The organism is Lysinibacillus sp. KU-BSD001 (genome assembly GCF_042920265.1).
In the GTDB taxonomy this organism is placed as follows: domain Bacteria; phylum Bacillota; class Bacilli; order Bacillales_A; family Planococcaceae; genus Lysinibacillus_B.
In genome coordinates, this window is sequence record NZ_JBDQZI010000012.1 from 59,978 (window position 1) to 72,619 (window position 12,642).

The 12,642-nt window shown below is 38.7% G+C and carries 9 protein-coding genes; 5 read left to right on the forward strand and 4 right to left on the reverse strand.

Annotated features, from left to right (window positions below):
• Positions 1-125: 125 nt before the first annotated feature.
• The 3 genes from AAGS61_RS15945 to AAGS61_RS15955 form a co-directional block, all read right to left on the reverse strand.
• Entirely contained in the window at positions 126-2,243 is a 2,118-nt protein-coding gene (locus tag AAGS61_RS15945) for an MMPL family transporter (protein ID WP_391374054.1), read from the reverse strand.
• A gap of 202 nt (positions 2,244-2,445) precedes the next feature.
• Positions 2,446-3,066 carry a DUF47 domain-containing protein gene (locus AAGS61_RS15950; RefSeq protein ID WP_391374056.1) on the reverse strand — a complete coding sequence of 207 codons (621 nt, stop codon included), beginning with the start codon at positions 3,064-3,066 and terminating at the stop codon, positions 2,446-2,448.
• Between the two features lie 652 nt (positions 3,067-3,718).
• Positions 3,719-4,879, reverse strand: coding sequence for a class I SAM-dependent methyltransferase (locus AAGS61_RS15955; protein ID WP_391374059.1), 1,161 nt, complete (start codon positions 4,877-4,879; stop codon positions 3,719-3,721).
• A gap of 184 nt (positions 4,880-5,063) precedes the next feature.
• On the opposite strand from AAGS61_RS15955, the gene putP reads away from it, so the two are divergent.
• Both putP and hflX read left to right on the forward strand, forming a co-directional pair.
• Positions 5,064-6,548 (forward strand): sodium/proline symporter PutP, encoded by a 1,485-nt coding sequence (gene putP / locus AAGS61_RS15960; RefSeq protein WP_391374062.1) that lies wholly within the window; start codon positions 5,064-5,066, stop codon positions 6,546-6,548.
• Between the two features lie 80 nt (positions 6,549-6,628).
• Positions 6,629-7,915 (forward strand): GTPase HflX, encoded by a 1,287-nt coding sequence (hflX, locus tag AAGS61_RS15965; protein WP_391374064.1) that lies wholly within the window; start codon positions 6,629-6,631, stop codon positions 7,913-7,915.
• 26 nt (positions 7,916-7,941) lie between these two features.
• On the opposite strand, the gene AAGS61_RS15970 is transcribed toward hflX, so the two are convergent.
• Positions 7,942-8,487 (reverse strand): glutathione peroxidase, encoded by a 546-nt coding sequence (locus AAGS61_RS15970; RefSeq protein ID WP_391374067.1) that lies wholly within the window; start codon positions 8,485-8,487, stop codon positions 7,942-7,944.
• A gap of 343 nt (positions 8,488-8,830) precedes the next feature.
• On the opposite strand from AAGS61_RS15970, the gene AAGS61_RS15975 reads away from it, so the two are divergent.
• The 3 genes from AAGS61_RS15975 (at position 8,831) to menC (ending at position 12,516) form a co-directional block, all read left to right on the forward strand.
• Positions 8,831-10,312, forward strand: a complete 1,482-nt coding sequence (locus tag AAGS61_RS15975) for a peptide MFS transporter (RefSeq protein ID WP_391374070.1) — start codon at positions 8,831-8,833, stop codon at positions 10,310-10,312.
• A gap of 252 nt (positions 10,313-10,564) precedes the next feature.
• Positions 10,565-11,398, forward strand: a complete 834-nt coding sequence (locus tag AAGS61_RS15980; RefSeq protein ID WP_391374072.1) for a GNAT family N-acetyltransferase — start codon at positions 10,565-10,567, stop codon at positions 11,396-11,398.
• 11 nt (positions 11,399-11,409) lie between these two features.
• Entirely contained in the window at positions 11,410-12,516 is a 1,107-nt protein-coding gene (gene menC, locus AAGS61_RS15985) for an o-succinylbenzoate synthase (RefSeq protein ID WP_391374073.1), read from the forward strand.
• The last annotated feature ends 126 nt before the right edge of the window (positions 12,517-12,642 follow it).

A 12,642-nucleotide genomic window follows, 5' to 3' on the forward strand; every position in this document is an offset into this window, starting at 1 on the left:
CATCTACGTCTAGGCGAAAGCGCCATCCCCTCGCGACGCTTCGACGCCCTCCTACGTGTGGCAAGCACACTTGTCGGGATTCTCCAGCGCGTGTCGGGGATGAGCAGGCGCTTTAGCGCTTTTGTTCAGTGCTTTGATTTTCTTTTGACAAATGGTAACCACCAGTTCCAGTCGCCGAATAATTTCATTAAGCTTGGAACGAGCATTAAACGAATAATTGTCGCATCAATGGCAACCGCAATCGCAATGCCAATCCCGATTTGTTTCACAGGCATTACATCCGTAAAGGCAAAAGCACCTGTAATAACAATCATAATGAGTGCAGCAGATGTAATAATTTTTGATGTAGAAACGAGCCCGTCGATTGTCGCTTTTGTATTTTCAACGCCTTTCTCGTATTCTTCTTGTATACGAGAAATTAAGAAGACCTCATAGTCCATGCTTAAGCCGAATACAAGACAGAATACGATGACTGGAATAATGAGTGCAATGGTCACCTCCGGGAGACCGAAATGCCCATATTGGAAAATATAAACAAGAATACCGAACGTTGAACCTAAGCCAATAACATTCATAATAATGGCTTTTAACGGAATTAAAATGGATTTAAAGGCAAGCATTAAAATAATAAAGGTTGTCACAATAATAATCGTTAAGGCGAGCCCAATCTTATTGGCAATCTCATCAAAGATTTCTTGATTGAATTTTGGTTGCCCTGCTAATGCAAATTCCACCCCTAAATCTTGATCCATCCAATCGCGCACAAAGTTCTGTGCCTCGGTAGAAGCCCCTTGTGCATCAATGGAAATCACCATATACATTTGGTCGTCTTGTACGAAGTTTTCTGCTACCGCATTCAGCATCCCCGGTGCTTGTGGGTTAGTATTGACCATTTCCCATGTATCAACTGAATGGATATCGGCTGCCGTAAACATCGTTGTGACTTCTTTTACACGGGGATCCGCCTGTAATTTCTCTTGAATGTCGAGCATTTGCTGTAGCCCAGCACGGTCTGTCCAACCAGTGTTGCGTTCTGCAAGTAAAAATACTGTTGCTTGCTCACCGAGTCCGAATTCATCTGTTAAAGTATCATATGCTTGTCGTGCCTCGTAAGAAGTCGGGAGTGAATCGACCGTCGGAATCGCCAATTTGATATCTTTAATCGGAACCATCGCAAGTCCAAGTAAAATAACCGCTACAAAAATAATCTTAATGGGATTTTTCATCACAAAGCCAGCAAATGATCGCCAGCGACCAGCAGTCGTTTTGACACGAATGAGACGCCATTTATTTAAGCGATCACCAAGCACTGTAATGAGGGCTGGTAACAGTGTTAACCCAGAAATGACTGCTAATAGTACGGCAATCGAGCCACCAAGTGCGATATTTTGGAAAATTTCTACTTGGATGACGACCATCGCACCAAGCCCAATCATAACGCATAGTGCAGAGAAAATAATCGAACGTCCAGCAGTCGTAATTGCTACTTGTACCGCTTCCTCAATGGATTTTTGTCCGCGTTCTTCTCGGTAACGGTTAATAAATAACAGAGCGAAGTCGATACTTAAGGCAAGTCCGAGCATTGGTACGATATTTAAGATAAAAATGGATAAATTCACATTCCCGCTTAGTAAGGTTAAAATCCCAAATGCCGCAACAACTGTGGCACCACCAACTAAAACCGGCAGTAAAGAAGAAACGACTGTACCGAATGCGAGAAGTAGTACGATAATGGCGATTGGCACACCGATTGTTTCTGCCTTCATTAAATCATTTTGGCTCGCAACGTTAATGTCTTTTGAAATAACAGGTTCTCCCGTAATTTCAATGCCTTCTTCATCTGCTAATATGTCGCGGATTTCATCAATAATAGGGAAATAATCTTTTACCGAATTGTCAAAGTTGAGTGTAGCGTACGATAGATGATCGCGATTGTATGCTTCCACATCGTTTGGCGAAGCAATGGAATTGATTTCCTCAATAGCTTCTAAGTTAGATAAAACCCGTTCAATTTCAGGTCCAGTTTTATCTTCAAATAAGACAAAGATGGTTTTGGCAGGGAGTCCGAATGTTTCAGAGAGCTCCTCGGTTACACGGATATGATCATCTTTTACGAAAAAGCCATCACCCTGAAGTTTGGATGGAAGCTGCATGGCAAAATAGCCCATCGTAATGAAAAACAATATCCAAATAACGATAATGGTTTTTGCGTATTGGGTAACGAATTTTGCTATAGATTGCACAAAGAGAACCGCCTTTCCTTTTTCATTATGTATAATATTTTACTTGAAAATATAGCTAAATGGATAAAGTGAAACTTCAAGCGGTGGGGGACATCCCCCACCTACTACGCTTCTCGACTTTCTTAAGTTCTAACGTAAGAGTTTTCATGCCTGTTAATACAGGATAAAAAAACATGATGTCCATTTGTAGAATCGCCTACTATTATGCGTTACGCATAATGATTGTTTCAATCGTATCGGCTACGTTTTGACAATAGTCCGAGATTTCTTCTAATTGTTCATATAAATCCTTAAATTTAATAAGACGAATAGGGTTTCTTTCATTTAAGAATAATTGCTTGATGGAGGAACGCAAAATTTCGTCACATTCCCGTTCGTAATCCTTTACTAAAATCGCGTGTTGTCGCATACCGACTAAATCTTTTTTATTTAATAAGTCCATCGCTTTGACAATTTCATCTGTAGATTTCGTAATGTACCCTAGGAAGTCACGCATCGATTGATCGACTTCAGTGAATGAGAACATTTCAAAGTGCGCAATACAGCCTTCTGTCCCATCTAAAATATCATCCATACGAAGGGCGAGGGAAAGGATATCTTCACGTTCAATCGGTGTCATAAATGACTTGTTTAGCATGACGATGAGCTCATGAATTAATTCATCACCCGCTATTTCATATTCCTTCATTTTAATGCTAATTTCTTTTAAATCTATCACATTTTTAATACGGGAATTATTCGCATAGTGGACAGCTTCCCGCACATTTTCAGCAATTTTATGAAGTGCCGTGAAAAACGGGTCTTTCTTTCTTGTGTTAAACATGGAATGGCCTCCATTATATAAAAATTATTTCAATAAAATTTTGACTCGGGTACCATAACAAAATATAAAAATCCTATACAATTCTTAACTGCGTATTAGTAATCTGTATAAATTTGTAACATATAAAAATGGAACATTTCAATAGTCGTTCATAATAGTTTTATATTATTTCTCGATATTTTTAATAGAAATATTGAAATTTTGATGGGAAGTAGAGTGGTTCAAGTGTTTGTTTTATCAAGGTTATGCGTATTTTTTAGACTGTCTTTTCATATCTTAATCATGATGTAGAATTAAATATTACAAAAATTTATATGGTAATTTTTGCTGATGAAATATGGAGTGATTTATTACTTTAGAATAATGAAACGCAATACTTCTTAAACTTATATATTGTACGCTTGTTTGTATAAAAATTTTCTATTTAAAAATGGCTACGGTCATAAAGGGATTGCGTAGCCATTTTCTTTATTGTTAAGGAAATTATAAAATTTCGCATTGTGGATAACGGTTGTGGAAAAGAGCATCTACGTCTAGGCGAAAGCGCCATCCCCTCGCGACGCTTCGACTCCCTCCTACGTGTGGCAAGCACACTTGTCGGGATTCTCCAGCGCGTGTCGGGGATGAGCAGGCGCTTTAGCGCTTTTGTTCTTTATAAATATGCTGCTAATTCATTTTCTAAAAATGGTTTTGCATTTAGTAATTGTACAAATGCTTGGTAGCGAATACGTTGCTCTTCGCTTGGCTTTTTACCTGTATAGTATGCACGAATTAATACATTTTTCGGTGTATGCTCCATATCGATGAATTCAAGAAGTTGTGTGTCATAGCCAACCAGTGATAAAAGTTCAGCGCGAATGGAATCTGTCGCGAGTGAAGCAAAACGCTCTCGAATAAGTCCATGCTGTAACATCACCTCTAGAGCAGGTGTGTGGAGTTGACGATTTAGTTCATGCTGACAACAAGGTACACTTAAGATGACTTTTGCTCCCCATTTCACAGCACGTGCTAATGCCATATCCGTTGCTACGTCACATGCGTGCAGTGTGACGACCATATCGACAGACGTTTCATCGTTATAGTCATTAATATCCCCAACTAAAAACTCTAAATCATCATATTCAAGATCAGCGGCGATATGGTTACATTCCTCAATTACTTCTTTTTTCAAATCAAGACCTGTGACGCGAATATTGAACCCTTTTTCCACTTTTAAGTAATGATAGAGCGCAAATGTTAAATACGATTTGCCTGACCCGAAATCTAAAATACGAATCGTACGGTCTTTCGGTAAATAGTGGAGCGAATCATCAATAAACTCCACAAAACGATTAATTTGTTTGAACTTATCATATTTTTGCTTTTTCACTTTCCCGTCTGCAGTTTGCACACCAAGGCGGATTAAAAACGGGTATGGTGTAGAGTCATCTAGTAAATATTGCTTTTTGCGATTATGTGATAAATTCACTTCTTTTGCGCTTGTTTGTTGATCTGATTTCCAAAGCACTTTATTTTTCTTAGATAATTGCACTTGCACCGATTGGTTTGTAAATTGTGCATGAATTTGACGAAATTCTTCTAGTAACGTATCGAAATATGTCATAAACTGTTCTAGTGGTACGTTTTCGTGCTTTAAAATACGCTCGTATTGATACTCTAATTGAATGGTATACACACCACGTAACTCAATGGGCTTTAATTTCACACGTTTTAACTCATTTGACTTTTGCCGTGGTTGGCTAATTGTTGCATTGACTAATGTTTTTTCATGTAATAATGCTAAAAATTGTATTTTCATTTGTTCAAAATCCATACGCTCGACCTCTTTGTTTAAAGTAAGTTTAGTGTATCATAACTCTTGGTTTACGTTGAGAATTATGATTCCATGTCTGCAATTAAAGGAAAAAAGCCGATATTGTTCTCGAATGTAAGAATTGTCTGTTAATAGAGTGCTGTTAATAGTAAAATTTATGGATTAAAAGAAGGGGGATTTATGTATGTCAGATTATGCATTTCAATTGTTAGCGATTGTGTTATACATGGTAGCGATGTTGGCAATTGGATGGTATGCATTTATACGCACGAAAAATTTAAACGATTATATGCTTGGTGGTCGAGGGCTTGGACCCGCAGTTACAGCTTTAAGTGCTGGGGCGGCTGATATGTCTGGTTGGTTATTAATGGGTTTACCAGGAGCAATCTATGTGAACGGTTTAGTGAGTTCCTGGATCGCCATTGGTTTAACGATTGGTGCGTATTTAAACTGGTTATTTGTTGCACCACGCTTACGTGTATACACGCAAGTAGCAAGTGATTCTATTACTATTCCAAGTTTTTTAGATAATCGTCTACGTGATAATACAAAAGCAATCCGCATTGCTGCTGGTATTATTATTTTAGTATTCTTTACCTTTTATGTATCAAGTGGAATGGTTGCTGGTGGTAAATTTTTTGTAAGCTCATTTGGCTATGATTATCATACTGGCATGTTAATTGTATCAGGTGTCGTAGTCGCTTATACGTTGTTTGGTGGCTTTTTAGCTGTTAGTTATACAGATTTCCTTCAAGGATTAACGATGTTTTTAGCACTTATTACAGTACCAATATTCGGGATGTTTTTAACGGGTGGTCTTGGTGAGACAATCGATTCGATTCAAACCGTGAATCCAGAACACGTATCATTATTTGCTTCTACAGCAACAGTAGCAGGCGTTGTATCGTCTGTTGCTTGGGGGTTAGGGTATTTTGGTCAACCACATATTATCGTACGTTTTATGGCCATTACATCCGTTAAAGAAACGACTTCAGCACGTCGTATTGGGATTGGGTGGATGATTTTTAGTTTAGTTGGTGCCATTGCAACCGCACTTGTTGGGGTAGCTTACTATCAACAAAATAGTGCTGAGCTTGTGGATGCGGAAACGGTATTTATCGTACTTGGTCAAATTTTATTCCATCCGTTTGTAGCTGGGATTATGCTTGCTGCAATTTTAGCAGCGATTATGAGTACGATTAGTTCACAGCTAATCGTTACGTCATCCGCATTAGTCGAGGATATTTACAAAGCTATTTTCAATAAAACAGCAAAGGATGCACATTATGTGTTTGTCGGTCGTTTAGCGGTACTGTTTGTATCGATTATTGCGGCTTTCTTAGCGTGGAACCCAGATAATTCAATTCTTGATTTAGTAGGGTTTGCATGGGCAGGATTTGGCGCAGCATTTGGACCAATTATCCTCCTGTCACTTTATTGGCGCAAGCTCACAAATATCGGTGCATTAGCCGGTATGGTCAGTGGAGCAGCTGTTGCATTTATTTGGGGGAAAGTACCAAGCTTAGCGTCGACATTGTATGAAATAGTGCCAGGGTTTATTGTGTGTTTATTTGTAGCCATTGTTGTAAGTTTAGTGACGTATAAACCAAATAGAGAAATTGAGGGAGAGTTCGATGAAACGCTTCGTCGATTAAAGATGGAAAAATAATGGAATGGAAGGAGCCCAATGCTTTTTGGGTTCCTTTTTCTATGGTACGATGGGATTAATGAGTACGTAGGAGGTTTTTTGTGAATAGTTTAAAAGACGTTGAAACGTTAGAAGAAAAAGGGATTTTAGTCGGTGTGAATTTACGGAGTGACGACAATTTTGACTACTCGATGGAAGAGTTAGCAAACTTAGCGGAAGCGTTAGATGTAGAGGTTGCTGGCTATGTAACGCAAAATCTAGAGCGTGTAAATCCATCGCATTATGTTGGGACAGGGAAGATAGAGGAAATTAAGGCGTTCGTTGAAGAAACGGATTCAAATATTGTCATTTTTAACGATGAATTATCACCATCGCAAATTCGTAACTTAGAGCGCGATCTGGAATGCAAAGTCATTGATCGTACAATGTTAATTTTAGATATTTTTGGCCGTCGTGCTAAAACGCGTGAAGCGCAAATGCAGGTGGAGTTGGCGCAACTTCAATATATGTTACCGCGCTTAGTAGGCTTACATGCTTCACTTTCTCGTCAAGGTGGTGGCACGGGCGGTGGATTTAAAAACCGTGGTGCAGGGGAAACGAAGTTAGAATTAGATCGTCGTAAAATTGAAGATCAAATCGCCAAACTGCGTCGGGATTTAGAGCAAGTGAAGGAACAACGTGAAACACAACGTAAACAACGCCGTAAAAATGCCATGCCCGTTGTCTCTATTGTAGGTTATACAAATGCTGGTAAATCAACCATTATGAATCAGTTGCTTGTGAAAATGGGACAAGAGGATTCAAAACAAGTATTTGAAAAAAACATGCTATTCGCTACACTTGAAACATCGGTTCGCCATATCGAACTACAAGACAATAAATCTTTCTTACTAACAGATACCGTTGGGTTTGTGAGTAAATTGCCGCATCACCTTGTCAAAGCGTTCCGTTCAACATTAGAAGAGGCACGTGATGCAGACTTACTGTTGCATGTAGTAGATGTTTCGAATGAAGAACATAGCTTTATGATTGATGTGACGAATGAAACATTAAAGGCGGTAGGGGTAGAGGATATTCCAACGATTTATGTATACAATAAATCGGACTTAGCCAACGTGAAGTATCCGCTTGTAAGTGGGGACAACATTTGGATTGCAGCGAAAGAGGGCGCAGGGCTCGATGAGTTAATTGAACGGATTAAGTCTCATATTTTCTCTGATTATGTAGTATGCAAAATGCTGATTCCGTATGATAAAGGAAGTATCGTTTCGTATTTAAACGAAGCAGCTACAGTGATAAGCATGTCGTATGAGGAGAATGGTACACTGCTAGAAGTGGAAGTAAAAGCATCGGATTACAGTAAATTTGAAGAGTATGTGGTAAAGTAATGGGCTGCTTAGTGCAGCCCGTTTTCTTATAGTATACTTTCCACCGCTTTTTCAAGATCGAGTAAGGCGTCTGTTGGTTCAAAACGAGCGACTACTTTGCCAGCTTTATCTACTAAAAATTTTGTAAAGTTCCAGCGGATGTTACGCCCTATTAAATAATCAGGATATACTTCTTGTATATGGCTCATCAGCATCGCTTCTTGCATATTGTTTTTATTGATTTCGCGTACATCTACCTCATGCTTTACGTAGTTAAATAGTGGATGTGTTTGCTTACCATTCACGTCAATTAAATCAAATACAGGGAACTGTACACCGAAATTAATTTGGCAGGCTTTCGCCGTTGTTTGCCCGTCTTCAGGGTTTTGTTCCCCGAATTGGTTCGTTGGGAAGGCTAATACAATGAATCCCTGTTCTTTATATTTGTTATACATTTTCTGTAGGTCCTCATATTGATATGTAAATCGACATTGGCTCGCTGTATTTACAATTAATAGGGCTTTTCCTCTATAAGTCTCCATCGATAAAATGTCCCCATTTGGCTTTTGTACTAAGTAATTATAAATGCTCATCTCTATATTCCCTTCATTCCTATTTTCTTCTATCATAAAATAATTCACGGTAGAGATACTAATATTTTGATTGTAGACCTTTTGTTATCCTTGTATAATAATATTGCTTATGCAAGTAAAAGTTTTTATTTTAGAGAAGAATGTTATTGTGATAATAATTTTAATGGATTTTACTGAAAAAAGAGAATTTAATCACATTTCTAACATATTTCAAACTACTTGCATAATTTCTATCGATGCTTTACTGTAATGAAGTATTACTTTTCTGCTATGTGTATTTTTTTATATACTAAATTATCAGAAAAATGAAACGTTATACTATTATACGGAAGAGGGTATTTTCATGCTTAGTAAAGAAGAAATTGTCAAATCCGTACCGCAAAAAGGCTTCCTAGGACATCCGAAAGGATTATTCTCGCTTTTCTTCACAGAATTTTGGGAGCGTTTCTCATATTACGGAATGCGTGCCATTCTGATCTTTTATATGTACTATGCTATAAAAGATGGTGGTTTAGGATTAGACAGGTCGCAAGCGAACATTATTATGTCCATTTATGGTTCTTTAATCTATATGTCAGGCATTATCGGTGGGTGGATTGCTGACCGCATTTTAGGTACACAAAAAGCTGTATTTTACGGCGGTGTAATGATTATGCTAGGGCATATTGCGTTATCATTACCTGGTGGTGTCATGGCTCTTTATGCTTCGATGGCATTAATCATTATAGGTACAGGCTTATTGAAACCAAACGTATCCGCTGTTGTCGGGGACTTGTATTCAGATAATGACCCACGCCGAGATTCTGGTTTCTCCATTTTCTATATGGGGATTAACATGGGGGCGTTCGTATCGCCATTATTAGTTGGTTGGACGCAAGAAGCTTGGGGCTTCCATGCAGGTTTTGCGGTCGCTGCCGTTGGTATGTTCATTGGATTAGTTGTATTCGCCGTCACGAAGAAAAATTTAGGATTAGCTGGTTCACAACCAACGAATCCATTATTACCTGAAGAGAAAAAGAAAACGATATTTATTTTCACAGCAGCTAGTATTGCGATTGCTGTCGCTGGTGTGGTGACTTATACAACAGGACATTTAACGATTGAAAACTTCTCGCTACTCATTACAACGTTAGGGATTTTAATTCCTACAGTATTTATCGCATATATGTATCGTAGCCCAAAAACAAATGCAGATGAAAAATCGCGTTTGTTAGCATATATTCCGCTATTTATTTGTGCTGTTATGTTCTGGGCGATTGCGGAACAATCAGCAACGGTACTTGCTACATTCGTTGATACACGTACAAATTTAACAGTAGGAAACTTTGACATTCCAGCTTCGTGGTTCCAATCGTTTAACCCGCTGTTCATTATTACATTAGCACCGCTATTTGCTATTTTGTGGACAAAACTGGGGGATCGTGGTCCATCAACGCCGAAGAAGTTTGCCTTTTCGTTATTCTTTGCAGGTGCTTCATTCTTCGTAATGGTGCTGCCCGCTTCTGCTGATATGAACACATTAGTGTCACCGTTTTGGGTGGCATTCTCGATTTTCCTCGTTGTACTAGGTGAATTATTACTGTCACCAGTTGGTTTATCGGCAACGACGAAATTAGCACCAGCAGCATTCGCTGGACAAACAATGGCGCTATGGTTTTTAGCATCCGCAGCCGCATCTGCGATTAATGCACAGTTAGTACGTATTTATGAAGTAGTGTCACAAACGGTATACTTCGGTGTACTTGGCGGTCTATCAATCTTTTTAGGTATCATCCTATTAATGATAAGCCCCATGATTTCGCGTGTAATGCGTGGTATTAAATAGAAATATAAACCAGAGAAATAGAGCGTTCTATTTCTCTGGTTTTTTATTTTGCCTTCATACTTGCGTCTTCTGATTAAGAGATTAAAAGAAAACGGACATTTAAAAATATGGAAAAATATTAATGCTAAGTTATTTTATTGTATAATAAAAGGAGAGGCTTAAGGAAAGACATTATTGGACAGTATGATGATGGCTATTACGTGACACCATACGCGCCCTATATTGCTATGACATTAATGAGGAGGTAAAGGTATGTTAAAATCAGTTGTAGTAAAACAATTAAACACAATTGAGGAAATGGAAGAGGCGCGCCAGTTAGAACGGGACATTTGGGCTTCAGAATGTGTACCTATCCATCAAATCGTTTCGTTTATTCATAACGGAGGGCTTGTGCTAGGAGCTTATTTAGATAAAGAGCTGATTGGATTTAACTATAGCCATGCAGCATTTGTAGAGGGAGAATCCTATCTCTATTCACATATGCTCGGTATTAAACGGGAGTTTCGTGAACTGGGTGTTGGCGAGTTAATCAAGCTTCGCCAAAAAGAATTAGCTGCTGAGCTAGGCTATGGGAAATGTAAGTGGACATTTGATCCGTTAGAAGCACGAAATGGTTATTTAAACTTTACAAAACTTCGTACCTATGCCAAAACGTATTTGCCGAATTGCTACGGTCAGCTACATGATCCATTCAATAAAGCGTTACCCTCTGATCGTGTCATGGTAGAGTGGAATTTACATGATGAAGATTTCTTACGATGGGACACGAAAATCGATGAGTTGACAGAAGAGGCAGGAGAGGTAGCACCGTGGTCTTTGAGTATTGTCGGATTACCTATCTTAGATAAAGACGGTACATTTAATAGTGAAATCTCTTTATTAAAAGATGCGTATTTACTTCCGATACCAGCAAGTTTTCAAAAGATTAAAATTGAAAGCCCATCACTTGCGGAAGACTGGCGTTATAAAACACGAACAATGTTCCAAGCCCTTTTTGCACAAGGATATGCTGTTGTCCATTTACTGCCGACAAATGAACATGTAAGCCATTATTTGTTCGTGAAGAGCTCTTTATTTGCTCTATAAGAGGAGTCAATATGAAATTAACGGAAGTGACGATTTATACGCTGAAGATGCGAATGAAAAGTCCGTTTGTTACAAGCTTTGGGACGGTGCGAGAAAAAACGGTATTAGTCATTAAAGCAAAAGATGAATCAGGTGTGATTGGCTGGGGAGAGGGCGTTGCATTTGATGTCCCTTGGTATACGGAGGAAACGGCTAAAACGACATTGCATATGTTGGAAGACTATTTGATTCCCATGCTATTACACCGTGAATTAGCGCATCCGAATGAAGTAAATACATTGTTTCAATCGATTCGTCGTAATAATATGGCGAAAGCTGCAATTGAAGGCGCAGTGTGGGATATTTATGCGAAGCGCAATCATCAACCACTTTATCAGGCAATTGGTGGAGTAAATAATCAAATTGATGTAGGTGTGAGTATTGGGATCCAGTCCAATAATGAAACATTGTTTGAGATGATTGAAAAACGCTTAGCACAAGGATATAAGCGGATTAAAGTGAAAATCAAGCCAGGTCATGATATCGATGTAGTGGGTGCAATACGTGAACGATTTGGACAGATTCTATTAATGGCTGATGCTAATTCAGCATATACGCTTGCGGATTTGAGCGTGCTAAAGCAATTAGATGCATTTGATTTAATGATGATTGAACAGCCGCTTGCCTATGACGATTTAGTAGAGCATGCGGAATTACAAAAAGCTATCAAAACCCCAGTGTGTCTGGATGAAAGTATTACGTCGTTAGCAGATATGAAGCGTGCTGTAACGCTAGGAAGCTGCCAAGTCGTCAATTTAAAAATTGCACGAGTAGGTGGTTTAACAGAAGCAAAGAAAATCCATGACTATTGCGTAGCACATCACATTCAATTATGGTGTGGTGGCATGCTAGAGGCAGGGGTGGGACGAGCACATGCACTTGCGATCTCCAGTTTACCTGGCTTTACAATGCCTGGCGACACGGCAGCCTCTTCGAATTACTGGTATGAGGATATTATTGAACCAGAAGTAACAGTGGAAAATGGACAAATTACGCTGTTAGAACAAGAGGGTATAGGCTACCGCGTGAAGGAAGAATTATTAAAAGAGTATGCCGTTAACGTAAAAAAAATTGACTAATGAAAGTACTCCAAACAATTTGTTTGGAGTTTTTTCTATTATATAGAAACACTCCTTACTGTTAATTGAGAAAGAAAAAGAACCTTAATTATAGTCAATATCATCTAGGTTTAGAATGTCAAAAAA